The 24,300-nt window shown below is 65.7% G+C and carries 26 protein-coding genes and 1 tRNA gene; 19 read left to right on the forward strand and 8 right to left on the reverse strand.

What is annotated here, in order from left to right:
- The first annotated feature begins 12 nt into the window (after positions 1-12).
- On the forward strand, positions 13-429 hold the full coding sequence (rnk, locus tag E5675_RS11650) for a nucleoside diphosphate kinase regulator (protein ID WP_168707851.1): 417 nt from the start codon (positions 13-15) through the stop codon (positions 427-429).
- A 55-nt stretch (positions 430-484) separates the two neighbouring features.
- Here the strand turns inward: rnk and E5675_RS11655 are convergent, their stop codons facing one another.
- On the reverse strand, positions 485-958 hold the full coding sequence (locus E5675_RS11655) for a calcium-binding protein (RefSeq protein WP_247594585.1): 474 nt from the start codon (positions 956-958) through the stop codon (positions 485-487).
- A 19-nt stretch (positions 959-977) separates the two neighbouring features.
- On the reverse strand, positions 978-1,271 hold the full coding sequence (locus E5675_RS21610) for a hypothetical protein (RefSeq protein WP_210727517.1): 294 nt from the start codon (positions 1,269-1,271) through the stop codon (positions 978-980).
- Positions 1,272-1,462: 191 nt separating this feature from the next.
- Between E5675_RS21610 and purB the strand changes: the two genes are divergently transcribed.
- The 8 genes from purB to E5675_RS11700 all read left to right on the forward strand — a co-directional run bounded on the left by purB (position 1,463) and on the right by E5675_RS11700 (position 8,811).
- On the forward strand, positions 1,463-2,779 hold the full coding sequence (gene purB, locus E5675_RS11665) for an adenylosuccinate lyase (protein WP_136174669.1): 1,317 nt from the start codon (positions 1,463-1,465) through the stop codon (positions 2,777-2,779).
- Positions 2,780-2,847: 68 nt separating this feature from the next.
- Positions 2,848-3,192 carry a LapA family protein gene (locus E5675_RS11670; protein ID WP_136174670.1) on the forward strand — a complete coding sequence of 115 codons (345 nt, stop codon included), beginning with the start codon at positions 2,848-2,850 and terminating at the stop codon, positions 3,190-3,192.
- Positions 3,189-3,863 (forward strand): orotidine-5'-phosphate decarboxylase, encoded by a 675-nt coding sequence (gene pyrF, locus E5675_RS11675; protein ID WP_136174671.1) that lies wholly within the window; start codon positions 3,189-3,191, stop codon positions 3,861-3,863. The genes E5675_RS11670 and pyrF overlap by 4 nt, the downstream gene beginning before the upstream one ends.
- Before the next feature lie 9 nt (positions 3,864-3,872).
- The gene (locus E5675_RS11680) at positions 3,873-4,502 is read left to right on the forward strand and encodes a phosphoribosylanthranilate isomerase (RefSeq protein WP_136174672.1); all 630 of its coding nucleotides are present in this window, start codon (positions 3,873-3,875) and stop codon (positions 4,500-4,502) included.
- Positions 4,499-5,710: a tryptophan synthase subunit beta gene (gene trpB / locus E5675_RS11685; RefSeq protein ID WP_136174673.1), complete on the forward strand. Its 1,212-nt coding sequence runs from the start codon at positions 4,499-4,501 to the stop codon at positions 5,708-5,710. Before E5675_RS11680 ends, trpB begins: the two co-directional genes overlap by 4 nt.
- On the forward strand, positions 5,707-6,498 hold the full coding sequence (gene trpA / locus E5675_RS11690; protein ID WP_136174674.1) for a tryptophan synthase subunit alpha: 792 nt from the start codon (positions 5,707-5,709) through the stop codon (positions 6,496-6,498). Before trpB ends, trpA begins: the two co-directional genes overlap by 4 nt.
- Positions 6,495-7,346, forward strand: a complete 852-nt coding sequence (gene accD / locus E5675_RS11695) for an acetyl-CoA carboxylase, carboxyltransferase subunit beta (protein WP_136174675.1) — start codon at positions 6,495-6,497, stop codon at positions 7,344-7,346. Before trpA ends, accD begins: the two co-directional genes overlap by 4 nt.
- 124 nt (positions 7,347-7,470) lie before the next feature.
- Positions 7,471-8,811 carry a folylpolyglutamate synthase/dihydrofolate synthase family protein gene (locus tag E5675_RS11700; protein ID WP_136174676.1) on the forward strand — a complete coding sequence of 447 codons (1,341 nt, stop codon included), beginning with the start codon at positions 7,471-7,473 and terminating at the stop codon, positions 8,809-8,811.
- Here E5675_RS11700 and E5675_RS11705 read toward each other — a convergent pair.
- From E5675_RS11705 to E5675_RS11715, 3 genes are all read right to left on the reverse strand, one after another.
- A complete protein-coding gene (locus E5675_RS11705; RefSeq protein ID WP_136174677.1) occupies positions 8,808-10,124 on the reverse strand; it encodes an MFS transporter in 1,317 nt (438 codons plus the stop codon). The genes E5675_RS11700 and E5675_RS11705 overlap by 4 nt on opposite strands.
- 97 nt (positions 10,125-10,221) lie before the next feature.
- Positions 10,222-10,962, reverse strand: a complete 741-nt coding sequence (locus E5675_RS11710; RefSeq protein ID WP_136174678.1) for a DUF1223 domain-containing protein — start codon at positions 10,960-10,962, stop codon at positions 10,222-10,224.
- A gap of 60 nt (positions 10,963-11,022) precedes the next feature.
- Positions 11,023-11,460: a response regulator gene (locus E5675_RS11715; RefSeq protein ID WP_136174679.1), complete on the reverse strand. Its 438-nt coding sequence runs from the start codon at positions 11,458-11,460 to the stop codon at positions 11,023-11,025.
- A 154-nt stretch (positions 11,461-11,614) separates the two neighbouring features.
- Between E5675_RS11715 and E5675_RS11720 the strand changes: the two genes are divergently transcribed.
- The gene (locus E5675_RS11720; protein WP_210727518.1) at positions 11,615-12,460 is read left to right on the forward strand and encodes a pseudouridine synthase; all 846 of its coding nucleotides are present in this window, start codon (positions 11,615-11,617) and stop codon (positions 12,458-12,460) included.
- Positions 12,460-13,002 (forward strand): 16S rRNA (guanine(966)-N(2))-methyltransferase RsmD, encoded by a 543-nt coding sequence (gene rsmD / locus E5675_RS11725; RefSeq protein WP_136174681.1) that lies wholly within the window; start codon positions 12,460-12,462, stop codon positions 13,000-13,002. The genes E5675_RS11720 and rsmD overlap by 1 nt, the downstream gene beginning before the upstream one ends.
- On the opposite strand, the gene E5675_RS11730 is transcribed toward rsmD, so the two are convergent.
- Complete coding sequence (locus tag E5675_RS11730; RefSeq protein ID WP_247594881.1) at positions 12,989-14,254, reverse strand: MFS transporter; 1,266 nt, start codon at positions 14,252-14,254, stop codon at positions 12,989-12,991. The genes rsmD and E5675_RS11730 overlap by 14 nt on opposite strands.
- A gap of 81 nt (positions 14,255-14,335) precedes the next feature.
- Complete coding sequence (locus tag E5675_RS11735) at positions 14,336-14,869, reverse strand: septal ring lytic transglycosylase RlpA family protein (protein WP_247594586.1); 534 nt, start codon at positions 14,867-14,869, stop codon at positions 14,336-14,338.
- Positions 14,870-15,087: 218 nt separating this feature from the next.
- Between E5675_RS11735 and E5675_RS11740 the strand changes: the two genes are divergently transcribed.
- The 5 genes from E5675_RS11740 to E5675_RS11760 all read left to right on the forward strand — a co-directional run bounded on the left by E5675_RS11740 (position 15,088) and on the right by E5675_RS11760 (position 21,577).
- Entirely contained in the window at positions 15,088-15,969 is an 882-nt protein-coding gene (locus tag E5675_RS11740; RefSeq protein WP_136174683.1) for a Rossmann-like and DUF2520 domain-containing protein, read from the forward strand.
- A gap of 16 nt (positions 15,970-15,985) precedes the next feature.
- Complete coding sequence (locus E5675_RS11745) at positions 15,986-18,292, forward strand: UvrD-helicase domain-containing protein (protein ID WP_136176445.1); 2,307 nt, start codon at positions 15,986-15,988, stop codon at positions 18,290-18,292.
- Between the two features lie 72 nt (positions 18,293-18,364).
- A complete protein-coding gene (locus E5675_RS11750) occupies positions 18,365-19,294 on the forward strand; it encodes a DUF4349 domain-containing protein (protein WP_168707852.1) in 930 nt (309 codons plus the stop codon).
- A gap of 50 nt (positions 19,295-19,344) precedes the next feature.
- Positions 19,345-20,394 carry an aspartyl/asparaginyl beta-hydroxylase domain-containing protein gene (locus tag E5675_RS11755; RefSeq protein WP_247594587.1) on the forward strand — a complete coding sequence of 350 codons (1,050 nt, stop codon included), beginning with the start codon at positions 19,345-19,347 and terminating at the stop codon, positions 20,392-20,394.
- Between the two features lie 19 nt (positions 20,395-20,413).
- Positions 20,414-21,577 carry an acyl-CoA dehydrogenase family protein gene (locus E5675_RS11760; RefSeq protein ID WP_136174686.1) on the forward strand — a complete coding sequence of 388 codons (1,164 nt, stop codon included), beginning with the start codon at positions 20,414-20,416 and terminating at the stop codon, positions 21,575-21,577.
- Between the two features lie 17 nt (positions 21,578-21,594).
- On the opposite strand, the gene E5675_RS11765 is transcribed toward E5675_RS11760, so the two are convergent.
- A tRNA-Ala gene (locus E5675_RS11765) sits at positions 21,595-21,670 on the reverse strand.
- 99 nt (positions 21,671-21,769) lie between these two features.
- Here E5675_RS11765 and E5675_RS11770 point away from each other — a divergent pair.
- From E5675_RS11770 to E5675_RS11780, 3 genes are all read left to right on the forward strand, one after another.
- Positions 21,770-22,786, forward strand: a complete 1,017-nt coding sequence (locus tag E5675_RS11770; protein WP_136174687.1) for an NADP-dependent oxidoreductase — start codon at positions 21,770-21,772, stop codon at positions 22,784-22,786.
- A 55-nt stretch (positions 22,787-22,841) separates the two neighbouring features.
- The gene (locus tag E5675_RS11775) at positions 22,842-23,681 is read left to right on the forward strand and encodes an AraC family transcriptional regulator (protein ID WP_136174688.1); all 840 of its coding nucleotides are present in this window, start codon (positions 22,842-22,844) and stop codon (positions 23,679-23,681) included.
- A gap of 73 nt (positions 23,682-23,754) precedes the next feature.
- A complete protein-coding gene (locus tag E5675_RS11780) occupies positions 23,755-24,285 on the forward strand; it encodes a GNAT family N-acetyltransferase (RefSeq protein ID WP_136174689.1) in 531 nt (176 codons plus the stop codon).
- The last annotated feature ends 15 nt before the right edge of the window (positions 24,286-24,300 follow it).

Consider the following 24,300-nt stretch of genomic DNA (forward strand, 5'->3'; position numbering starts at 1 on the left):
AAAGTCCGCGCCATGACCAAAAAGAAAAGCGGGGCCTCGATGCCCCAAATCCGCATGATCGACAGCGAAGCCGACGCACTGACCGAACTTACACTGCAAAATCAGCGCGATTCGATCTCCTTCCATGAACTGCTGCTCGACGAGATCGATCGCGCCACGATCTGCGACCGTACCGATATACCGCCCGACGTCGTCACGATGGGTTCAAATGTTACCTTCCTCGACGAAAAGAGCGGTGCCGAGCGGACGGTGCGCCTCGTCTATCCCGCCGACGCCGACATCGCCGCGGGGCGAATGTCGATTCTGACGCCGGTCGGCGCCGGATTGATCGGACTCAGCGTCGGCCAGTCGATCAACTGGCCCGACCGCGGCGGCATCGAGCACCGGTTGACGATCGTCGCGGTCGAGCAACCGATGCCCGCTGCATGAACGGCGATGCGGCCGCCGGATCGCTCCGACGGCCGCACCACCCCGCGAGGCGCGCTTAGGCGCCGCGCGACAGGAAACCCGTGAGTTCGGTCTTGTTCACGCCGCCCGACTTGTCGCTGTCGGCCGATGCGAACGCCTGACCGATCCAGCTTGTCACCTCGGCCGATTCGACATCGGCGGCGGGGTCGGTCGCGGCACGCAGTTTCTTCATCCACGCGCCGAATTCGGTCTCGTTGAGATCGCCGTTCTTGTCCCCGTCATAAGTCGGGAATTCCTGATCGACGATCTGCGCGATCTGCGTCGGCGTTGCCGCCGCGCCCGATGGTGCGGACTCGGCCGCAGCCGGCGGCGTCGAAGAATCGGGCGCCGGGGCCGGGCTCGTCGTGTCCGGCATAGGGGCGGGTTCAGCCGGAGCGGCCGGTTCGGTCGTCGGTGGATTCATCGGATCCGAAGCCGGCGGGGTCGTCTGGGCCAGCGCAGGAAAACTCACGGCGGCGGCACCGATCAAAAGCATCTGTTTCAACATCATCTATCTCCAGTGTAGCGGGTTATTCCGGTTCCGATTCGGGCTTTTCCTCATCGTCCGGAGCGGGCTGATCGGCCGGGGGGGTCGGCTCAGCCGCAGGGGGCGTGTCGCTGGGGACCGCGTCCTCGGTCGGCGCCTCGTCAGCGGGCTTGGTTTCGTCCATGGGGGTGCTGTCCGGCGCGGGCGCGGTGCTATCGGTGGGAGCCGGCGGCGTCTGGGCCGTTGGAGCCTGATCTTCGCTTGCCGGGGGAGTCGTCTGGGCCAGGGCGGGGAAGCTGATGGCGGCTGCGCCGATCAAAAGCACTTTTTTCAACACATTCATTCTCCTGTATTGGCGACCTCGATTGATCGGTCGCCTTTCTGATGGGGCGAAAGATCAACCCGCCGGATTTCGCCAAAGTTGCGGGCGCGGGAGATTTGGCGAAACGCCCCGTCCCTGCTACGGGGCGCCCCGTCCCGGTTGCGCGGGGATTCCGCGACAAGCCGCCCGAAAAGGAAGGAAATTCAATGGTTCCGCGTTACGCACGGCCGGAAATGACCGCGATCTGGTCGGCCGAGAATCGCTTTCGCATCTGGTTTGAGATTGAAGCGCACGCGACCGACGCCCTCGCCGAACTCGGCACCGTCCCCAAATCCGCCGCCAAGGCGCTATGGGACTGGTGGGCGACGAACCCGGCAATCGACGTGGCCGCGATCGATGCGATCGAAGCGGTGACCAAGCATGATGTCATCGCCTTCCTGACCTGGGTTGCCGAAAATGTCGGCGACGAAGCCCGTTTCATGCACCAGGGCATGACGAGCTCCGATGTGCTCGACACCTGCCTCGCGGTCCAGCTTGCCCAAGCGGCTGACATATTGCTCGCCGACCTCGACACGCTTTTGGAAGCAATCAAGCGCCGCGCCTATGAGCACAAGCTGACCCCGACGATCGGCCGCAGCCACGGCATCCACGCCGAACCGGTGACCTTCGGCCTCAAGCTCGCCGAGGCCTATGCCGAGTTTTCACGCTGCAAGCTTCGCCTGCAAGCTGCCCGCGCCGAAATCGCGACCTGCGCCATCTCGGGAGCAGTCGGCACATTCGCGAATATCGACCCGCGTGTCGAAGCGCATGTTGCCGCCAAGCTCGGGCTTTCGATCGAGCCCGTTTCGACGCAGGTCATCCCGCGCGATCGCCATGCGATGTTCTTCGCGGTGCTCGGCGTCATCGCCTCGTCGATCGAGCGCCTTGCGGTCGAGGTTCGCCACCTTCAGCGCACCGAAGTGCTCGAGGCGGAGGAATATTTCTCGCCGGGACAAAAGGGCTCGTCGGCGATGCCGCACAAGCGCAATCCTGTGCTCACCGAAAACCTGACCGGCCTTGCGCGCATGGTGCGGAGCGCCACCATCCCCGCGATGGAGAATGTCGCGCTCTGGCACGAGCGCGACATCAGCCATTCGTCGGTCGAACGCTTCATCGGCCCCGACGCGACGATCACGCTCGACTTCGCGCTCGCGCGCCTGACCGGCGTCGTCGACAAGCTGCTCGTCTACCCCGAGCGGATGCAAAAGAATCTCGACCGCATGGGCGGCCTCGTCCACTCGCAGCGCGTGCTGCTCGCGCTGACGCAAGCGGGCGCAAGCCGCGAGGACAGCTATGCGCTGGTCCAGCGCAACGCGATGAAGGTGTGGGAATCGGATGGCCAGCTTTCATTGCTTGAACTGCTGAAGGCCGACGCCGATGTGACCGCGCGGCTGTCAGCGGATCGGCTCACGGAACTTTTCGACCTCGGCTATCATATGAAGCATGTCGACACGATCTTCGACAGGGTGTTCAAAGCGGCCTAGCCGCGGACTGGAAACGCGCGGCATTCTGTCATAGTGTCGTCGCCGGATCGACAGAGGAGCAAGACGAAGTGGGAATCCTGCGTACGATCATCTGGGTCTTGCTAACCGCCGTGCTCGTCATATTCGCGATGGCGAACTGGCAAGTCGTCACCGTCACGATCTGGCCGGGCTGGGAAGCGGAGACCAAATTGCCCGTCGTCATCTTTGCTTCGTTTCTGATCGGCAGCGTGCCGATGTGGATCGCGTTGCGCACGACACGCTGGTCGCTGAAGCGCCGCCTCGACGCCAGCGAGCGACAGGCCGCAGATCTGCGCGCGCTCGCCAACCGTCCGGTCGCCCCTGCCCCCGCGACCGAGCCGGTGAACGATATTCCGCCTGCCCCCACCGATCTTTTCTCGACGGACAAGCCATGACCTCCCCGCTTTACCTTGCCATCGATACCACGCACCTCGATGCCGCGCTCACACTCGCGCAGAAGGTGCGGCGCCATGTCGGAGGGTTGAAGCTGGGCCTCGAATTTTTCTGCGCCAACGGCCATCACGGCGTGCACGAGATGGCGAAGCTCGGACTGCCGATCTTTCTCGACCTCAAGCTTCACGATATTCCTAATACGGTGGCAAAGGCGATCCAGGCGCTACGTCCGCTCGAGCCCGCGGTGCTGACCGTGCACGCCGCGGGCGGGCGCGCGATGCTCGAAGAGGCCAAGGCGGTGGCCGGCGCCAATACGAAGGTGGTCGCCGTCACCGTGCTGACCAGCCTAGACGCGCCCGATCTCGACGATATCGGTGTCGGCGGCACCCCGCACGACCAGGTCGTCCGCCTCGCCGCGCTCGCGCGCGAAGCCGGGCTCGACGGCATCGTCTGCTCGGGGCAGGAGGTGAAAGCTGCGCGCAAGGCATGGCCTGGCGGCTATTTCGTCGTCCCCGGCGTCCGCCCTGCAAACGGCAAGGCCAGTGACCAGAAACGCATCGTGACGCCGGCGCAGGCGATGTCGGACGGCGCCTCGATCCTCGTCGTCGGCCGCCCGATCAGCCAGTCTGCGGACCCCGACCTCGCCGCGCGCGAGATCGAAGCGACGCTTTAAGAGGTTTTCATGCCCCCTTTGGTGAAAATTTGCGGGCTGTCGACGCCCGAAACGGTCGATGCCGCCATTCACGGCGGCGCGACGCATATCGGCCTCGTCCATTATGAACCGAGCCCGCGTCACGTCGACCTCAAGACCGCGGCCGAGCTGCGCAAGCGCGCGGGGCGGCACGTCAAGGTCGCGCTGCTGCTCGTCAACGCCTCGCAGCAGTTGACCGGCGATGCTCTCGGCATGGTGCGGCCCGATATCATCCAGTTCCACGGCAGCGAGACGCCCGAATGGCTTGCCGTCGTGAAGAGGCTCGCACCGGCGGAAATCTGGAAGGCGGTCGGGCTGAAAGACGCCGAAACGCTGGTGCGGATGCAGAAATATCACGGGATCGCCGATCGCATCCTCTTCGACGCCCCTGCGGCCGCCCTGCCCGGCGGGACGGGAACGCGGTTCGACTGGTCGCTGCTCAAGAACCATCGCCACATGATGGACTGGGGCATCGCGGGCGGACTGACGCCGCGCAATGTCGCTCAGGCGATCGCCGAAACCGGCGCGCCGCTCGTCGATGTCTCGTCGGGCGTCGAAAGCGCGCCGGGCGTCAAGGATGTGGACAAGATCGCCGCTTTCCTTAAAGCCGCCGGACGATGACCGACTTACCCAACAGCCTCCGTACCCAGCCCGACGAGCGCGGCCATTTCGGCCAGTTCGGCGGCCGCTATGTCGCCGAAACGCTGATGCCGCTGATCCTCGACCTCGAACGCCATTATCGCACGGCGCAGCAGGACAACGCGTTCAAGGCCGAATTCGACGACCTGCTCAAAAACTATGTCGGCCGCCCGAGCCCGCTGTGGTTCGCCGAGCGGCTGACCGAGCACCTCGGCGGGGCGAAGATTTACCTCAAGCGCGAGGATCTCAACCACACCGGCGCGCACAAGATCAACAACTGCATTGGCCAGATCCTGCTCGCCAAACGCATGGGCAAGACGAAGATTATCGCCGAAACGGGCGCGGGCCAGCACGGCGTCGCGACCGCGACCGTCGCGGCGCTTTTTGGCCTGCCCTGCACCATCTTCATGGGCGCGGTCGATGTCGCGCGACAACAGCCCAATGTATTCCGCATGAAGCTGCTCGGCGCCGAAGTCGTCGCGGTCGAAAGCGGCGCCAAGACGCTGAAGGATGCGATGAACGAGGCGCTGCGCCACTGGGTCGCGAACGTCCACGACACTTTCTACATCATCGGCACCGTCGCGGGTCCGCACCCCTATCCCGAGCTTGTCCGCGATTTCCAGTCGGTGATCGGCGACGAGGCACGCGCGCAGATCCTCGAAGTCGAAGGCCGCCTGCCCGACATGCTGATCGCCCCCGTCGGCGGCGGATCGAATGCGATCGGGCTGTTCCATCCCTTCCTCGACGACGCGGGCGTCGAGATTGTCGGCGTCGAAGCCGCGGGCGAGGGTCTCGACGGCAAGCACGCCGCCAGCCTCGCGGGCGGGCGCCCTGGCATCCTCCACGGCAACAAGACCTATCTGCTGCAGGACGAGGACGGACAGATCATCGAGGCGCACAGCATCTCGGCGGGCCTCGACTATCCGGGTATCGGGCCGGAACATAGCTGGCTCAATGACATCGGCCGCGTCCGCTACGAACCCGTTACCGACGCCGAGGCGCTGGCGAGTTTCCAGAAGCTTACCAAGCTCGAGGGAATCATCCCCGCGCTCGAAAGCGCCCACGCGATCGCCGCCGCCGAACGCATCGCGCCGACGCTGGACAAGGACAAGATCATCATCGTCAATTGCTCGGGCCGGGGAGACAAGGACATCTTCACCGTCGCCGATGCGCTGGGGGTGAGGCTGTGACCCGCTTCGCAACCGCCTTCGCCAAGCCGCGCCCCGCGCTCGTCGCCTTCATCACCGGCGGCGACGGCGATACCGCCGCGAACCTCGACGCGCTCGTCGCGGGGGGGGCCGATGTCATCGAACTCGGCATGCCCTTTACCGATCCGATGGCCGACGGCCCGGCGATCCAGGCCGCGAACCTGCGCAGCCTCGCCAAGGGCACGACGACCGCCGACGTGTTCGCGATCGCCGCCGCCTTCCGCCAACGTCACCCCGAAACGCCGCTCGTCCTGATGGGCTACGCCAATCCGATGACGATCCGCGGTCCCGACTGGTTTGCCGCCGAATGCGCGAAGGCCGGGGTCGACGGCGTGATCTGCGTCGATATCCCCTCCGAGGAAGACGCCGAACTCGGCCCCGCACTCCGCGCTGCAGGCGTTGATCTCATTCGTCTCGCGACGCCCACGACCGATGCCGCGCGTCTGCCCGACGTGCTGCACGGCGCGGGCGGTTTTCTCTATTATGTCTCGGTGGCCGGGATCACCGGCCAGCAACAGGCTGCGCAGGCAAGCATCGACGAAGCCGTCGCGCGCCTCAAGGCTGCGACCGACCTGCCCGTTGCGGTCGGCTTCGGCGTCCGCACCCCTGAACAGGCCGCGCAAATCGCGCGCGTCGCCGACGGCGTCGTCGTCGGATCGGCCTTTATCGATATCATTGCCGAGCATGGCGACGCCGCGCCGCCGCATGTCGAGGCTTTCACCCGCACCCTCGCCGATGCTATCCACGGTGCAAAGGAGATCGCCGCATGAGCTGGCTCGACCGCGTCCGCAACGCGCTGCCCTTCGGGGCCAAGCGCGACACCGCCGACAATCTCTGGCATAAATGCCGCCAGTGCCAGCAAATGGTCTTCGTCAAGGAATGGGAAGATAATCTCAACGTCTGCCCGCGCTGCGACCATCATGACCGGATTGGCGCAAAGGAACGATTTGCCCAGCTGTTCGACGGCGGGCTCCACGAGCTGATCGCCGCCCCAGCAGCGCCCGAAGATCCGCTGAAATTTCGCGATACCAAAAAATATGTCGACCGGATCAAGGCCGCGCGCGCGCAGACCGGCGACCGTGATGCCTATCAGAACGCCTTCGGCCGCATCTCGGGCCAGGGCGCGGTGATCGGCGTGCAGGATTTCGCCTTCATGGGCGGTTCGATGGGCGTTGCCGTCGGCGAGGCGTTCGTCGCGGGGGTCGAGGATGCGATCCGCCGCGGCGTCCCCTATATCGCGATCACAGCCGCGGGCGGCGCGCGGATGCAGGAAGGCACGCTGTCGCTGATGCAGATGCCGCGCGCGACGGTTGCCCTGGCGCGTCTGCGTCGCGCCGGCCTGCCTTATATCGTGCTGCTTACCGATCCCACTACCGGCGGCGTCACCGCGAGCTATGCGATGCTCGGCGATATCCAGATCAGCGAGCCCAAGGCCCTGATCGGCTTCGCTGGCCAGCGCGTGATAGAGAACACGATCCGCGAAAAGCTGCCCGAAGGTTTCCAGCGTGCCGAATATCTGCTCGATCACGGGATGATCGACATGGTCGTGCACCGCAAGGATCTGCCTGAGACATTGGGCCGCCTGATCGGCTATCTGGCGCCCGAGAAGGCGGCTTAAGGCACGCCAGTCGAACCTCTTTCGTCACCCCGGACTTGATCCGGGATCCATTCGGCGGCGCGGAAATGGATGCCGGATCAAGTCCGGCATGACGAAGACGAGACAGGCATATCAAGGCTTAAAGATGCCCGACCACGCCCACAGCTCCGACCCCGCCGTCCAGACCCAGCTCGATCGGCTCGCCGCGCTGTCGCCGGGGCGCGACATTCTCGGGCTCGAACGTATCGCCGAGCTCTGCGCGCGCCTCGGCAATCCGCAGCTTCAGCTTCCGCGCACCTTCCATGTCGCGGGCACCAACGGCAAGGGATCGACCTGCGCCTATCTCCGCGCGATCCTAGAGGCGCAGGGCCGGCGCGTCCACGCCTACACCAGCCCGCATCTCGTCCGCTTTAACGAACGCATCCGCCTTTCGGGCAAGCTGATCGACGACACCCTGCTAGCCGCTCTCCTCGAAGAGGTGCTGGACGAGGCGGCCGACCTGCAAGCGAGTTTCTTCGAAATCACAACCGCGGCCGCTTTCCTCGCCTTCGCCCGCATCCCCGCCGACGATTGCATCATCGAGGTCGGGCTCGGCGGCCGGCTCGACGCGACGAACGTCATCCCGGCGCCCGCCGTCTGCGGGATCGCCTCGCTCGGTATCGATCACGAGGCGTTTCTGCTGGCGCACGAAGACGGCACGCCATCCGTCGCGATCGAGCGGATCGCTTGGGAGAAAAGCGGGATTTTCAAACCCGGCGCCGCGCTCGCCACTCTTGCCTACCCCGATGCGGTGATGGACCTCGTCGGGAAACGCGCATCGGCGGTCGGCGGCGCGCTATTTTCGGAAGGCGACGGCTGGCGGATCGAGACGGCGAAGGGCGGCTTTCGCTGGCTGTCGAATGCCGGGAACGTCGAAGAGCTGCTCCTCACCCGGATGGCCGGGGTACACCAGATGCGCAACGCGGGGCTCGCGATCGCGATGTTGCGCAGCGCGCCGGACAAGCGCCCCGACGATGCGGTGATCGGGCAGGGCGTTGCCGACGCTTTCTGGCCTGCACGGATGCAGCGGCTGGGCGACGGGCCGTTGACGGCCCTGCTGCCAGAAGGCGCGGCGCTATGGCTCGACGGCGGGCATAACCCCGATGCCGGCGCAGCGCTGGCACAGGCACTATCAGACGCGCCGCCGCTGCACATCGTCTGCGGCCTACTCGCGAACAAGGACGCCATGGGGTTCCTGCGCCCGTTTTCCGACCGGATCGCATCGTTTCAGGCGGTGCCGATTCCGGGGCACGAACATTATGGTCCGAAAGACCTGTGCCGTGCGGTCGAGGAGAAGCTGGGCATCGCCCACGCCCAGCCCTGTAACGACGTCGCGGAGGCGCTTCGGCATATCGCGGCGCATCGACCGCCCGGTGACGTGCTGGTTTGCGGCTCGCTTTATCTCGCCGGTGTCGTGCTCGACGCCAACGGCGAGTTGCCCGACTAACCCGCCGGTTCTTCCGCGCGTTCGGTGCCCGCCGTTCCGACCGACAAGTCGACCAGCCCGGTACGCATCATCCACCAGAACAGCAGGACGCCCGGCACGGCCGCTACGGTCGTCATCAGATAGAAATTGACATAGCCAAGCTGCTCGATCAGCGCGCCCGCGGTCGTACCGGTTACGAAACGGCCGACGATGCTCGCAGCGGAAGAAATCAGCGCATAATGGGCCGCGGTGAAGCGCAGGTCGCAGAGCGCCGAGAAATAGGCGACGACGACGACGCCGCCGATGCCGCTGGCGAAATTCTCGAACCCGATCGCGCCCGCCATGCCGATATTGCTCTTGCCGGTCGCGGCGAGCAGCGCGAAGCTGAAGTTCGAAACCGCCATCAGGATCAGGCTGACGAGCACAGAACGTTTCATGCCCATACGCGCGTACATGATCCCGCCGACGAAAATGCCGATCAAATAAGCCCAGAAACCGATACCGACGTCGTAGATGGCGATCTCGTCATTGGTATAGCCGAGGTCGTCGAACAGCAGGCGAAAGGTCAGGTTGGCGAGCGTATCGCCGATCTTGTGGACGAGGATGAAGAGCAGGACGAGCCACGCGCCCTGTCGCCGGAAAAATTCGGTGAAGGGCCCGACAATCGACTGGAAGATCGCGCTGCCACCCTTGCGTTCAGTGGGATCCCGGTGGCGATCTGGCTCGCCCAGCCAGAGCGCGGCGATCACCGCGGGCAAGGCGAAGAGCGCGCACGCCAGATAGGCGGCCTGCCAACCATATCGTGCCGCCAGATAGAGCGCGAGCGCCCCGGCGCCCGCCGAACCGATGCGCCAGCCGTACTGGCTCATCCCCGACCCGATACCGAGCTGTTCGGGCTTCAATATTTCGATGCGGTAAGCATCGATCACGATGTCGAAGGTCGCGCCGGCGAAGCCGACAAGGATTGCAGCGAGCGCGGTCTGGAAAATGTCGGCCTTCGGGTCCTGCAGCGCGAGGTTGCCGACCGCCGCCATGACGAGCACCGCTGCGACTATCATCCATGACACGCGCTGCCCCATGCGGCCGATCCCCGGCAGGCGGACGCCATCGACGACCCACGACCACAGCGGCTTCAGGTTGTAGACGAGGAAAGCGAGCGTGAAGGCGGTGACGGTCTTTTTATCGATACCATCCTGCGCCAGCCGCGTTGTCAGCGTCGCGCCGATCATCGCATAGGGAAAGCCCGAGGACACTCCGAGCAGGAACGCCGCAACGGGCGCGCGCTCCAGATAGGGCCGGATGCTGCCCCACCAGCTCTGCGGCGGCGGTGTCATCGTATCTGGCTGCAAACCGGCTTCTCCCCCCCTGCATCCCGTCGGATGCTCGACCTTTAGGTCAACGCCTAAAGCGTCGGAGATAAATTGGAAGCGGCTATTTGGCGGTTCGCCCGATCCATCGCACGGCGCGCACGGTTCCGCCTTCGCGATCCTGCAGTACCGCCGCCCAGCGGTCGGCGCCGCGCCGGTCTGCTATGCCGTCGGGGATCGCGGCCGTGCACGGCGCGTCGCCCGCGCAGGGAACCACCATTTCGTCGAGCACTACGTTCGAATAGGTCAGCCGACGTGCGCTATTCTCGCCGCTGCCGACGGCGACGCTTGCACGGCGGGCGATGGCCAGAAAGCGCAATTCGACGCCCGCCTGCGCCCGCGACGCGGCGACGCGGTCGCCCGACCGCACGATCTCGACCGGACTTGCGTCACGCGCGGCGGATGCGATCAGGCGGTGCAAGTCGCGCTCGTCGGATCCGACCGTCGCCGCACGGCCCTGGACGACCGCCTCGGGCGTATAAACACCGCTGCCGGGCAGGCCGCGCGCGGCGTAACGGCGCTGCAGACCGTCGTTTGCCGGACGGGCCAGCGTATCTTTCCAGCCCAGCCGGTCCCAATAGGTCACCGGGCGGCTGATCGCGACAACGCCCCCCTCGCCGTCTAGTTTCTCGAGCAATTGATCGGCCGGCGGGCACGAGGAGCAGCCCTGCGATGTGAACAGTTCAACGAGGACCGGGCGGTTTGGGGATGGGCCGGACTTGCCGGGCCCCGCATGGATCGACACGGCCGCGAAGGCGGCCCCGATAGCGAAGGTCGAAAGCATGGCAAACGAAAGATATCTCATGATCCACTCCTGCGGGCCGCGAGGACCGTCGAGGCGGGTTCGCACCCCGGAGCGCCGGGGTTACGCCGCCTCGGGGCGCCAGAAGGTCGTGAGGCCGCTCACCTTGCGCGGAGCCTCATTCTTGCAGATCATCGTTTCGAGCGCCTTCAGCGCCGAAACCAGCGCCGAAGCGCTGTGCGGCTTGCCGAGGCACGCGAGCGCGATCTCTTCGGCGTCGGCGGGGCATTGTCCGGTCACCAGCAACACGGCGATACCGCGATCGCGCGCCAGCCGCGCGACTTCGCGCCCGGACATATGCCCGGCAAGACCGAGATCGAGAACGACTGCATCGACCGGTTCGGCCGCCATGACGGCCACCGCCGCCTCGCCCGAATCGACCGTCGCGACAACTTGGTACCCGCCGTGCTTCAGCGTGTGCTCGTTATCGAAAGCGGTCAGCGGATCATCCTCGATGATCAAGAGCCGCTTGATGCAGGTCGGGCGGGACGCGAAGAGCATGTTTACTCCCTTTGACGTTGCCATGACTCGCTCCGCGCCGTCCCGCAAGATCGCTTCTGCTTGCCATCGACGAAGCGGGTCTTTTCCGGCTATGGGCGTGATCACAACGCAACACTTCTCCCTTGAAAACGACAAGAAAGCCGCATCCGTTCCGATGACGACCCGCCGCCCGCCCCGCTCGACGCCTCGCCCCGCCGCAGACCGCGACGCCCCGAAAGGCCGCCGCGCCGCGCGCGGCGCCGTATCGGCGCTCAAGACCAAGCCCGCCGAAGAACGCGAGGAAGGGCCGCAGCGGATCGCCAAGCTGCTCGCGCGCGCCGGCGTCGGCTCGCGCCGCGACGTCGAACGGATGATCGAGGAAGGGCGGATCGCGCTGAATGGCGAGGTGATCGCCCAGCCCGCGCCTTTGCTTGCCTCGCTCGAAGGCCTGACGGTCGACGGCAATCCGGTCGCCAAGCCCGTGTCGACGCGTCTCTATCGCTTTCACAAACCCGCGGGCTGCCTCACCGCGGCGCGCGATCCCAAGGGACGCAAGACGATCTACGATCTCCTGCCCAAGGGCCTGCCGCGCCTGATGCCCGTCGGGCGCCTCGACTATAATACCGAAGGGCTGCTGCTGCTCACCAACGACGGCGAATTCAAGCGCCAGCTCGAGCTTCCCGCAAACGGGGTCGAGCGCACCTACCGCGCGCGCGCCTTCGGCGACATCAGCCAGGCGCAGCTCGAGGAACTGGCGATGGGGATCGAGATCGACGGCGTCCGCTACGGCCGGATCGACGCCAATCTGGAACGGCGCACCGGGCGCAACCAATGGGTCGAAATGACGCTGACCGAGGGCAAGAACCGCGAAGTCCGCCGCGTGCTCGAACATTTCGGGCTGCAGGTCAGCCGCCTGATACGCACGCGCTACGGCGAGTTCACGCTCGCCGGGCTCGACATGGGTGCGGCCGAGGTCGTGCCGCGCGACGAGCTGTTCAAATTCCGCCGGCGTCTCGGCTGATGCGCGTCATCGCCGGCGAATGGCGCGGCCGCAAGCTGCTCGCGCCGAAAAATGACGCAACGCGGCCGACGGCGGATCGCACGCGCGAAACGCTTTTCTCGATGCTCGCGAGCCGCCTCGGAAGCTTCGAGGGGCTGCATGTCGCGGACCTCTTTGCCGGGTCGGGCGCGCTCGGCATCGAGGCGCTGTCACGCGGCGCCGAGCAATGTCTCTTCGCGGAGCAGGATCGCGATGCGCTCGACGCGCTCCGCGGGAACCTGGGCACGCTCAGCGCGGCGCCGCGTGCCGATATCCGCGCGGGTTCGGTACTCGCCCTCGGTCCGGCGCGCCGCACCTATGACCTCATCCTGATCGACGCGCCCTATGACACCGGGGCGGGCAGCGTAGCGCTCGACAAGCTCAATCGCCTCGGCTGGATCGGAACCGACAGCCTGATCTCGATCGAAACGGCCGACAAGGAAATGGTCGATGTCGCAGGCTTCGAAATCGATGCGACGCGCAAGGTCGGCAAGGCAAAGCTGACGCTGCTCAGGCCGGTGTAGCGATCCGGCGAACCATCAGCAGGCCGAGCCAGCTGACGATCCCGGCGAGCGCGAGATAATAGCCCACGGTCTCCGTCCCGCCGCGTTCGGCCAGCGCCTGCGCTATGATCGGCGCCATCGCGCCGCCGAGGATGCCGCCCGCGTTGAACGTCACCGATGCCCCGGTGTAGCGAACCTTGACGGGAAACAGCGCGGTCAGCCAGCTACCGAGCGGGCCATAGACCAGCCCCATCACGAACAGCGCGCTCGCCAGCCCGAGGAAGATCAGCGGCCAGCTTTCCGAGGCCAGCGACGGCCCGAACAGGAAACCGATCAGGATCGTGGCGCCGCATCCCCAGGTCAGCACCCGCTGCGCGCTCGCCGCGTCGCTCCAATAGCCCGCGACGATGATCCCGGCGGCCATGAACAGGATCGCGCCAAGCTGGATCAGCAGGAATTGTCCTTTCGGATAGCCGAGCGTCGCCGTCCCGTGCGCGAGCGCGAAACTGGTCGCGAGGTAGAAGATCGCGAAACAGGCGACGACGGCGAACGTCCCGGCCAGCGTCGCGACCATGTGGTTCCGGAACAATTCACCAAGCGGCACTGCCACCGGCGCTTCCTTCTCAAGTGCCTCGGCGAAGTCGGGTGTCTCGCCGATCTTCAATCGCACCCAAAGCCCCAGCCCGACGAGCACCGCCGACAACAGAAACGGAATGCGCCAGCCCCACGCCGCAAAATCGGTGTCGCTCAGACCGAGCCCGAGCAGCAGGAACAGGCCGTTTGCGGCGATGAAGCCGACCGGCGCGCCCAACTGCGGGAACATGCCGAAGCGCGATTTCCAGCCCGGCGGCGCGTTCTCGACCGCGAGCAGCGCGGCGCCGCCCCATTCGCCGCCGAGCCCGAAGCCCTGCCCGAAGCGCAGGATGCACAGGAGCAGCGGCGCGACCCAGCCAACCATCGCATAGGTCGGGAGAAAAGCGATCAGCAAGGTCGAGGCACCCATCAGCATCAGCGAGGCGACAAGGGTCGACTTGCGCCCGATCCGGTCGCCATAATGGCCAAAGACGATCGCGCCGACGGGCCGCGCGAAAAAGGCGAGCCCGAAGGTCATGAAGCTGTACATCAACTGCGCCGAAGCCGAACTCTCGGGAAAGAAGAGCGGCCCGAACACCAGCGCGGCGGCGGTGCCATAGATATAGAAATCATAAAATTCGACCGCGGTGCCGACGAGGCTTGCGGTCAGGATGCGCCGATGCTGCCGATAGGGTGCCAATTCCACAGGCAACGCCCTCCCCCTTTTTGATGGCGACGCTTTGCGCGCGCGTTCCATCGGGCGCAAGTATAATACGAAACGTCAGCGTTCCCCGGCGGCGAGCTGCGCGCGCAGGCCTAGTAACTCGCGCTCGGGCACACGCGACAGCGATGCAGCGGGCTTGCCCTTGCGCAACCGTTCGCGATCCTTCTCCGACGGCTCGACGCGGCGCACGCGTACCGCCGCATGCCCCTGCGCCTTCATGCCCAGCTGTTCAGCCGCGCCGCGCGACAGGTCGATGATCCGCCCGCGTGCGAATGGGCCGCGGTCGTTGACGCGGACGATGATCCGCCGCCCGCTATCGAGCGCCGTGACCTCGACATAGGTCGGCAGCGGCAGCGTCGTGTGCGCGGCAGTGACCCAACCGGGGCGGAATTTCTCGCCGTTCGCGGTGCGGTTCCCCGACTCGCCGCCGTACCAGCTCGCATAGCCGAGCGCGTCATAAGCGGGCGCAGCGGCGGGCACATAGGTCGTGCCGCGGATCGTGTAGGCGGGGCCGATGCGAACGGGTGCATCGGCGACCGGGCGATAGTTGCCGCCAGCGCAGGCGGAAAGCGCCAGAAGGGGTAAAGTCATTCCGGCGAGTTGCATTGTCGAGCGGCGCTGCATCGCGCGACCGTAGAGGCCGGATATGGGGAGATAAAGTGCAAACGGCGGCTTTACGGCGGTGAGCTGACTTTTCCTATCGTCATCCCGGACTTGATCCGGGACGACGATAGAAGGGATGCAGCTTTTCGGCCGGTGAGCGGATGTTCCGTTCGCCAAACACCCTCTCGGCCACTACATCCACGACCATGACCGATTTGCACTGCCAGCGGCCCGGCATCATCGGCACGGGCCGGGTCGCGCTGGCGCTCGCGCTGGCGCTGAGACGACATGCGACCGAACCCCCGATGCTGTGGGGCCGCTCGCCCGAAACAGCGCGCAGCGCGGCGTCAAGGGTCGGCGCCGTTACGGAGCCCGGACTCGACCGTCTCCTCGCCGCATGCGACGTCATCGCGATCGCGGTCGCCGACGACGCCCTGACCGATGTCGTGTCCCGCCTCGCGGCCGCGCTGCCAGCGGGCCCCTCCCCTTTCATTTTTCACGTCAGCGGACGCAGCGGCGCGGCGGCGCTCGAACCGCTCGGCAAGACCGGTGCGATGGTCGCTGCGATCCATCCGGCGATGACCTTTACCGGCGATCCCGAAAGCGAGGTCGGTCGCATGGCGGGGGCGCGGTTCGCGATCACCGCGGCGACCGGCGAGGCCATCGAACGGGCGCGGCGGGTCGTCGCATCACTTGGCGGGGTCGCGGTCGAAATCGCCGAGGAACGGCGCGCGCTCTACCACGCGGCGCTCTGCCACGCATCGAACCATCTCGTCACGCTGATCAGCGGCGCGGCGCACGGGCTGGAGCGCGCCGGGGTCGACGATCCGGCGGCATTGCTCGCACCGCTCGTCCGCGCCGCGCTCGACAACAGTCTCACGCACGGTTTTGCGGGATTGTCGGGCCCGCTTCTGCGCGGTGACGCGCAGACGATCAGCGGCCATCTCGAAACGCTTGGCGCGCTCAGCCCCGATCTCCTTCCCGCTTATCGCGCGATGGCAGCGGCGACGATCGACGAGCTTCAACGCCGCGAAACGCTCCCCCCGGACCGCCTCGCCGCACTGGACAGCCTGCTCGCTGTTCCCTAATCGTTCGCGCGTGAACATGTCTCCCAACTCGACGCCTGACCTGACCCGCCCCGACCCGTCGGACCCGCCCTATCTGCAAGGACTGAACGGTCCGCAGCGGCAGGCGGTGCTGACCACCGAAGGCCCCGTGCTGATGCTCGCGGGCGCGGGCACCGGCAAGACCGCGGCGCTCACCGCGCGCCTCGCACATATCATCGCGACGCGGCGCGCCTGGCCTTCCGAAATCCTCGCGGTCACCTTTACCAACAAGGCGGCGCGCGAGATGCGCGAGCGGATCGGGCGGATGATCGGCGACGCGGTCGAAGGCATGCCGTGGCTAGGCACCTTTCACAGCATCTGCGCGAAGATGCTCCGCCGCCACGCCGAGCTCGTCGGGCTGCAGAGCAATTTCACGATCCTCGACACCGACGACCAGCTCCGCGTGCTGAAGCAGCTCATCCAGGCCGAGGGGCTCGACGAGAAACGCTGGCCCGCGCGCCAGCTCGCGGGGCTGATTGACAAGTGGAAGAACCGCGGACTGACCCCCGCCGACCTCGATGCCGCCGACAAGGAAGCCTATGCCGACGGCAAGGGCCAGCATTTCTACGCGCTCTATCAGGCGCGGCTGAAGACGCTCAACGCCTGCGATTTCGGCGACCTGCTGCTCCATATGCTCGTGATATTGAAGACGCATCGCGACGTGCTCGAGCAATATCAGGCGCGCTTCAAATACATCCTCGTCGACGAATATCAGGACACCAACGCCAGCCAGTATCTCTGGCTTCGGCTACTGGCGCAGGCACGCAAGAATATCTGCTGCGTCGGCGACGATGACCAGTCGATCTATTCGTGGCGCGGCGCCGAGGTCGCGAACATCCTGCGCTTCGAAAAGGACTTCCCCGGCGCGACGGTGATCCGCCTCGAACAGAATTATCGATCGACTCCGCAGATACTTGCTGCCGCGTCGGCGCTGATCGCGCAGAACAGCGATCGGCTCGGCAAGACCTTGTGGACCGATCTCGACGCGGGCGACAAGGTCCGAGTGGTCGGCGTGTGGGACGGGCCCGAAGAGGCGCGGCGGATTGGCGAGGAGCTGGAGACGCTCCAGCATCGCAAGGTCAGTCTCGATCGCACCGCGATCCTCGTCCGCGCGCAGTTCCAGACGCGCGAGTTCGAGGACCGTTTCATCGCGATCGGCATGCCATATCGCATCGTCGGCGGTTTCCGCTTCTACGAGCGCGCCGAAATCCGCGATGCGCTCGCCTATCTTCGCCTTGTCCAGTCGTCGGCCGACGATCTGGCTTTCGAACGCATCGTCAATGTCCCCAAACGCGGGCTCGGTGACAAGGCGCTGCAACGCATCCACCAGTTCGCGCGCCACGAACGCGCGCCGCTGTTCCACGCGGCGTCGCGGATCACCGAAACCGACGAGCTAACCCCGCAGGCGCGCCGCCAGCTTGCCAATTTCGTCGCGCAGATGCGCAATTGGCAGGCGAAGGCAAACGAGCTGTCGCACCCCGAGCTGACACAGCTGATCCTCGACGAATCGGGCTATACCGCGATGCTGCAGGCCGACCGTAGCGTCGAGGCCGCAGGGCGGCTCGAAAACCTCTCCGAACTCGTCCGCGCGATGGAAGAATATGAAACGCTCGAGGAATTTCTTGAGCATGTCAGCCTCGTCATGGACCGCGACAATGACGACCAGACCGAGACGGTGACGATCATGACGATCCACGCCGCCAAGGGGCTTGAATTCGATCATGTCTTCCTCGCGGGCTGGGAGGATGGCGTCTTCCCCTCGCAGCGGTCGATGGACGAAGGCGGCACCGCCAGCCTCGAAGAGGAACGCCGGCTAGCCTATGTCGCGATCACCCGTGCAAGGCAGCGCGCGAGTATCTATCACGCCGCGAACCGGCGCATCTATGGTCAGTGGATGAGCAGCATCCCCAGCCGCTTCATCGGCGAAATCCCGCCCGAACATGTCGACAGCGAAAACAGCTTCGGCGGTGGCCAGAGCCTGTGGCGCGCCAACTGGTCGGCGCAGGGCGACCCCTTCGCGCATGTCGCCGAGCGCCAGCCCGCGCGCACGATGACGCGCGGTCCGGCGTGGCAGCGCGCGCTCGCATCGTCGTCGACCGTCACGCGGGCACCGGCCCCCAGCGAGAAAGGCCCCGCAGCATCGGTCGGCGCCAAACCGCGCGCCGACCTCGCGATCGGGATCCGCGTTTTTCACGAAAAGTTCGGTTACGGCGAAATCATCGATATCGACGGCAACAAGCTCGAAGTCGAATTCGACCAAGCGGGCAGTAAACGGGTGCTCGACAGCTTCGTCAAGCTCGCCTGATCCATATTGTCTACTCAATTAATTATGATATGGAATCACATGCAACCCGAGTCGCGTGTTGGGAGAGACTTCATGAAAACCAAGCTCTTAGCGGGCGCGATGGCGCTCGCCCTGGTCGGCTGTTCGGAAAAACCCGCCGAAGCGGTCAGAGAAGCACCCGCTTATGACATGGCGCCGGTCGATGCCTCCGAAGCGGTGTCGACGCAGGCCATTCCCGCCCCGTCCGCGATGCGCAGCCCCAACGTCAGCGTCACCGCGGCGCCCGGGGTCGCGTTCAACTACGCCTATGCTTTCCGCCTCGACGACAATCGCATCGCCAAAGTGCAGGAAGAACATGCCGCGGCGTGCGAGGCCCTCGGCACCACGCGCTGCCGGATCACCGGAATGACCTACCGCCTTGTCCGCGAGAATGAAGTCGAGGCGCAGCTTCTGTTCAAGCTCGACCCCGCGATAGCGCGCAAATTCGGTCGCGACGCGCTCGGCAGCGTCGAAAAGGCCGAAGGCGTGCTGGCGGAAGCGCGGATCAGCGGCGAAGATGTCGGGACGCAGATCAGCGACTCGCAGCGCCGCAGCGCCGACATCGACGCCGAAATCGCCCGGCTGGAGGCGCGGCTGAAGCAGGGCGGCCTCGGCGATCGCGAGCGCACCGAATTGCAGCAACAAATTTCCGCGATGCGCCGGCAGCTCGACGGCGAGCGCGACAACCGCCGCGCTGGCGAAGCGATGCTCGCGACCACGCCGATGCAATTCGACTATGTCGGCACCGGCGGGCTCCCCGGTATCGGTTACGGCAATCCGTTCAGCGACGCGCTGAACATGCTGATCCGTAGCGGCAGCGTGATGCTGTCGTTCCTCCTCGTCGTCGGCGCGGCGATCCTGCCATGGGCAGCGCTCTTCCTGTTGCTGCTTACGGGATGGCGGACGGCGCCCGCGCTGGCGATCCGGAAATGGCTGAACGGAGCTTCCAAAACGTCCGCCGCTCCGACGCCGCCAGCCGACTGAGACCCCGGCGCGCGCTTGCAAAGGTCCAGCGCCCCGTTATGGCAAAGGCCATGACGGGGCAGACCACATGGCTGGATCACGCGCGCGATGCGCATCGCCGCGGCGACGTTGCCGCCGAAACGGCCATACTCGACGCCGCGATCCGCGCCGACCGCGGCAACATCCCCGCGTTGCTGGCGATGGCGGAGCTCAAGCGTCGCCTTGCCGATGACCGCGCGGCGGGCAGCTATTACCGCCTCGCGCTGGGCACCGCCGCGCAGGCCCGCAGCGTTCCGCCGTCGCTTCACCCCGGCCTTCAGCGCGCCGAGCAGTTCCTCGCGGAGACCGACCGCGCCTTTGCCGATCATCTGCTCGTCCAGCTGCGCGGTGCGGGTATCGATGCCGGGACCGCAACGCCGCGCGTCGCCGAGGCGCTCAGGATGCTCGCCGGCGAGCAGCCGCTCTATGTGCAACAGCCGAACATGTTCTACTTCCCGGGCCTCGCCCAGCGCCCCTTTTTCGAGCGGTCCGATTTCGGCTGGGCGGAAGGGGTCGAGACCGCGACCGACGCGATCCGCGCCGAGCTGCTGGCGATGGTTGGCGGCGCGGCCGATCCGTTCGGTCCCTATGTCACCGCCGCGCCCGGCCGGCCACCGCCGAACAACCCGCTGCTCGACAAACCCGACTGGGGCGCGGCCTGGCTCTGGAAGGACGGCGCGGTCGCCGACGCCATGGCGGCGCTATGTCCCGCGACCCTCGCCGCGCTGGAACTCGCGCCGCAGCCCGTGATTCCCGGGCGCGCGCCGATCGCGCTCTTTTCGCGCCTGACGCCCGGCACACATATCCAGCCGCACCACGGCATGCTCAACACGCGCCTCATATGCCACCTGCCGCTGATCGTCCCCGACGGTTGCGGGCTGCGCGTCGGGGCCGAAACGCGGAGCTGGCGCGAGGGCGAGCTTCTGATTTTCGACGACAGTTTCGAGCATGAGGCGTGGAACCGCGGGACCAGCGACCGCACCGTCCTGCTGTTCGAAATCTGGCGCCCCGACATCGGCGCCGACGAACGCGAGCAATTGACGCGTATCTTCGCGGCAATCGACACATATGGCGGACAATAGACCAAGGGACAGGAAAACGATGACCAATCCGGGAATGGATGCCGATATCTACGACGCCTTCATCGAGCAGCTGCAACGCTATGTCCGCGAGCGGCTGATCCCGGCGGAGGACCAACTCGAGGAACTCGGCCGCGTTCCCGACGATATTCTTGCCGAAATGCGCGACATGGGTCTGTTCGGCGTGACGATGCCCGAAGAATATGGCGGCGCGGGCATGAACATCAGCCAATATGTCGGCTTCATCCGCGAACTGGCTTACGCCTCGCCCGCCTATCGTTCGATCGTGTCGATCAACATCGGCATGGTGTGCAAATCGCTCATCGGTTTCGGCACCGATCAGCAGAAGGCGCATTGGTTGCCCAAGCTCGCCGGCGGATCGATCGCGGCCTTCGGTCTGACCGAGCCCGACAGCGGGTCGGACAGCGCGGCGATGAAGACGCGCGCGGTGCGCGAGGGCAACGGCTATGTGCTGAACGGCACCAAGCGCTACATCACGAATGCGCCCTTCGCCGACGTCATCCTGGTGATGGCGCGCACCAATGTCGAGGCGTTGCCCAAGAATGCCCATGTCAGCGCCTTCCTCGTCCCGCGCGATGCGCCGGGCGTGTCGATCGGCAAGCCCGACGGCAAGATGGGCCAGGCCGGATCGCAGATCGCCGACGTGATCCTGGAGGATGTGCATGTCGACGGCGATGCGCTGCTCGGCGGCGAGGAAGGGATCGGCTTTCGCGCCGCGATGCAGAGCCTCGACAACGGGCGCCTGTCGGTCGCGGCGGCGAGCGTCGGCTATGCCAAGCGCATGCTCGACGCGGGCCTGCAATATGCGATGGAGCGCAAGGCGTTTGGCGAACCGATCGCCAATTTCCAGCTGATCCAGGCGATGCTCGCCGACAGCAAGGCCGAAATCTATGCCGCCGACTGCATGCTCAACGACGCCTGCGCGCGCGCCGATCGCGGCGAGAAGATTTTGGTCGAGGCCGCGGCGACCAAGATGTTCGCCAGCGAAATGTGCGGCCGCGTCGCCGACCGCGTCGTCCAGATCCACGGCGGCGCCGGCTATCTCAAGGAATATCTGGCCGAACGCTTCTATCGCGACTGCCGCATTTACCGCATTTATGAAGGGACAACGCAGATTCAGCAGCTAGTGATCGCGAAGAATATGATTCGGGATTTCGCGGGATAACCCGCCGGGTGGGTCGCTGGTGGAGCCGAGGGGAATCGAACCCCTGACCTCTGCAGTGCGATTGCAGCGCTCTCCCATCTGAGCTACGGCCCCGCGACGGGCGGGGTCTTAACGGCACTCGCTGGCAGTGGCAACGGCTTTTCTGACGATTGCCGCCGCCGCTCGAAAAATTTGAGGAATGGGGGGATTCCGATGGCCAAGGCATGGCATTTGACCAGTCGTCCGCAGGGGCTGCCGACGCGCGACAATTTTGCGCTCCGCGACCTGCCCGACGCGCCGCTCGAAAAGGATCAGCTTCGCGTCCGCAATCTCTGGCTGTCGGTCGACCCCTATATGCGCGGCCGCATGAACGAGGCGAAAAGCTACGCGGCGAGCTTTCAGATCGGCCAGCCGATGACCGGTGGCGCGATCGGCGAAGTGGTCGAAAGCGGGATGGAGGGCTTCGCGCCCGGCGACCTCATCCTTCACATGGGCGGCTGGCGCGACGGCGGCGTGATCGGGCTCGACATGATGCCGAACAAGCTGCCCGCCGAGGCGCTGGCGGCGGGCATGACGCCGCAGACCTTCCTCCATAATATGGGCCTCACGGGCGGCACCGCCTGGATAGGCCTGCTCCGCATTGCGAGCGCGAAGCCCGGCGACACGGTGTTCGTGTCGGCCGCCGCGGGCGCGGTGGGATCGGCGGTGGTCCAGATCGCCAAGGCGCGCGAAATGAGGGTGATCGGCTCGGCGGGCGGCGCGGAAAAATGCGAATGGGTCCTCGATCTCGGCGCCGATGCCGTAATCGACTACAAGGCGGGCCCGGTGCTGCCGCAGATCGCCGCCGCGCTCGAACGCCTCGGCAAGCCCGGGATCGACGTCTATTTCGACAATGTCGGCGGCGAGCACCTCGACGCCGCCTTTGCAGTCGCGAACGATTTCGCGCGCTTCGCAATCTGTGGCATGATCGACGTCTATAACGATGGAAAATCACAGGAAATGAAATATATCATCCGCGCCATCCCTGCGCGGATCCGCATGGAAGGCTTCATCTACACCGACCAATTCATCGAGTGCATGGAGGAATTCTACGCCGACATGGGCGGCCTGATCGCCAGCGGCGCGGTGACAATGCGCGAAACCGTGCTCGAGGGGCTGGAAGCGACGCCCGATGCTTTTTTGGGGCTGTTCGCGGGCGTGAATATGGGGAAGATGCTGGTCCGGCTTTGATCGGGACGGCAGTCGGTGGATTGCCTTGCCCCATTTTCGCAGCATCATGGACAATATGTCTTTCGGAAACTTCCGCGTCCGGTCGTTGCATGACGGCGCCATCACCGCAGTCGATGCGTACTCGGACCGTTCGTTCGCGCGGCACGCGCACGATGAATTCGGCGTCGGTTTGGTTACCAGCGGGGCCCAGCGCTCGTGGAGCGGACGCGGCGCCGTCGAGGCGGCCTGCGGCGCGCTGATCACGGTCAATCCTGGCGAAGTCCACGACGGCATGCCCATCGGGGAGAAGCGATCCTGGTCGATGCTCTATATCCAGGCGCCATTGATTTGCGAGATCATGGCCGATCTGACCGACGGCCGGACGGCAAATCGCGAGTTGCACCAGCCAGTCGTTGCCGACCGCGCGCTGGCGTGCCGGTTCGTCCGGGCTCGGCGGGCCGCGCTTCGGGCCGACCCGGCGCGCGATCTGGACGAAGAACTGCTCGCGCTCTTCGATGGCCTGACCGGCACGCCGCCCCCGTCCGTACGCGGGGTTGACCGCCGGATATTGCGCCTCCGCGAGGCGATCGACGACGATCCGGCAGCGCAGCACCGCCTGCCCGCGATGGCCACGCAGGCGGGGCTCAGCCGCTTCCAGACGTTACGCGCCTTTTCGCGCCTGACGGGCCTGACCCCGCACGCATATATCATGCAGAGGCGGATCGATCTGGCGCGAAGGCTGATCGGACGCGAAATGCCTTTGGCCGAAGCCGCCATCGAAGCGGGCTTCGCCGATCAGAGCCATATGCACCGCGGCTTCGTGGCGCGCTATGGCTACACGCCCGGCCAATATGCCCGCGCCCATCGCATCCGGGCTGCAATTTCATACAAGAGCGGCGCCATCTTCTCTCACTAGGACGGGCCCGGTTCCCGTTTTTTGGAGGTCAAAGAGGATGGCAGAGCGAAATGGCGCATCATTTAGGGTCGAGATGCGCGGCATCGTCCCGGCGGATTTCGGCGATGCCCTTCGAATCATCAATTGCGCGGCCGAAGCATATCGCGGCGTAATCCCGGCCGACCGCTGGCACGATCCCTATATGTTGGCAGACGAACTGGCGTCCGAAATCGCGCACGGCGTTGTCTTCAGCGGCTGCGTCGTGGACGGCCGCCTGGTGGGCGTGATGGGCATGCAGGAGCGTGGCAAGGTCGACCTGATCCGCCACGCCTATGTCCTGCCGGATTATCAAGGCAGCGGCATCGGCTCGAGGCTTCTCGAGCATCTTTGCGGGGCCAGTGACAAGCCTATACTGATCGGAACGTGGCAGGCGGCCGAATGGGCGATCCGATTTTACGAGCGCCACGGCTTCGTCCGTGTATCGAAGGACGATATGGCGGCGCTGCTACGCACCTTCTGGGATGTGCCCGCGCGGCAGGTGGAGACATCAGTCGTCCTCGCCTCGCAGGCGCTTTCGCGTGTCGCCGTCGATGAACTGATCAACGGATCGCAGCGGCGAAGCTAGAGCGCCGCGACCCGA

The organism is Sphingopyxis sp. PAMC25046 (assembly GCF_004795895.1).
Taxonomy (GTDB): Bacteria; Pseudomonadota; Alphaproteobacteria; order Sphingomonadales; family Sphingomonadaceae; genus Sphingopyxis.

What these genes read in the sequence shown, in the direction of transcription:
- rnk (WP_168707851.1), top strand. Translation starts at nt 13, where the DNA reads ATGACCAAAAAGAAAAGCGGGGCCTCGATGCCCCAAATCCGCATGATC.
- E5675_RS11655 (WP_247594585.1), bottom strand. Translation starts at nt 958, where the DNA reads ATGATGTTGAAACAGATGCTTTTGATCGGTGCCGCCGCCGTGAGTTTT.
- purB (WP_136174669.1), top strand. Translation starts at nt 1,463, where the DNA reads ATGGTTCCGCGTTACGCACGGCCGGAAATGACCGCGATCTGGTCGGCC.
- pyrF (WP_136174671.1), top strand. Translation starts at nt 3,189, where the DNA reads ATGACCTCCCCGCTTTACCTTGCCATCGATACCACGCACCTCGATGCC.
- E5675_RS11680 (WP_136174672.1), top strand. Translation starts at nt 3,873, where the DNA reads ATGCCCCCTTTGGTGAAAATTTGCGGGCTGTCGACGCCCGAAACGGTC.
- trpB (WP_136174673.1), top strand. Translation starts at nt 4,499, where the DNA reads ATGACCGACTTACCCAACAGCCTCCGTACCCAGCCCGACGAGCGCGGC.
- accD (WP_136174675.1), top strand. Translation starts at nt 6,495, where the DNA reads ATGAGCTGGCTCGACCGCGTCCGCAACGCGCTGCCCTTCGGGGCCAAG.
- E5675_RS11700 (WP_136174676.1), top strand. Translation starts at nt 7,471, where the DNA reads ATGCCCGACCACGCCCACAGCTCCGACCCCGCCGTCCAGACCCAGCTC.
- E5675_RS11705 (WP_136174677.1), bottom strand. Translation starts at nt 10,124, where the DNA reads ATGACACCGCCGCCGCAGAGCTGGTGGGGCAGCATCCGGCCCTATCTG.
- E5675_RS11710 (WP_136174678.1), bottom strand. Translation starts at nt 10,962, where the DNA reads ATGAGATATCTTTCGTTTGCCATGCTTTCGACCTTCGCTATCGGGGCC.
- E5675_RS11715 (WP_136174679.1), bottom strand. Translation starts at nt 11,460, where the DNA reads ATGCTCTTCGCGTCCCGCCCGACCTGCATCAAGCGGCTCTTGATCATC.
- E5675_RS11720 (WP_210727518.1), top strand. Translation starts at nt 11,615, where the DNA reads ATGACGACCCGCCGCCCGCCCCGCTCGACGCCTCGCCCCGCCGCAGAC.
- rsmD (WP_136174681.1), top strand. Translation starts at nt 12,460, where the DNA reads ATGCGCGTCATCGCCGGCGAATGGCGCGGCCGCAAGCTGCTCGCGCCG.
- E5675_RS11735 (WP_247594586.1), bottom strand. Translation starts at nt 14,869, where the DNA reads ATGACTTTACCCCTTCTGGCGCTTTCCGCCTGCGCTGGCGGCAACTAT.
- E5675_RS11740 (WP_136174683.1), top strand. Translation starts at nt 15,088, where the DNA reads ATGACCGATTTGCACTGCCAGCGGCCCGGCATCATCGGCACGGGCCGG.
- E5675_RS11745 (WP_136176445.1), top strand. Translation starts at nt 15,986, where the DNA reads ATGTCTCCCAACTCGACGCCTGACCTGACCCGCCCCGACCCGTCGGAC.
- E5675_RS11750 (WP_168707852.1), top strand. Translation starts at nt 18,365, where the DNA reads ATGAAAACCAAGCTCTTAGCGGGCGCGATGGCGCTCGCCCTGGTCGGC.
- E5675_RS11755 (WP_247594587.1), top strand. Translation starts at nt 19,345, where the DNA reads ATGACGGGGCAGACCACATGGCTGGATCACGCGCGCGATGCGCATCGC.
- E5675_RS11760 (WP_136174686.1), top strand. Translation starts at nt 20,414, where the DNA reads ATGACCAATCCGGGAATGGATGCCGATATCTACGACGCCTTCATCGAG.
- E5675_RS11770 (WP_136174687.1), top strand. Translation starts at nt 21,770, where the DNA reads ATGGCCAAGGCATGGCATTTGACCAGTCGTCCGCAGGGGCTGCCGACG.
- E5675_RS11775 (WP_136174688.1), top strand. Translation starts at nt 22,842, where the DNA reads ATGTCTTTCGGAAACTTCCGCGTCCGGTCGTTGCATGACGGCGCCATC.
- E5675_RS11780 (WP_136174689.1), top strand. Translation starts at nt 23,755, where the DNA reads ATGCGCGGCATCGTCCCGGCGGATTTCGGCGATGCCCTTCGAATCATC.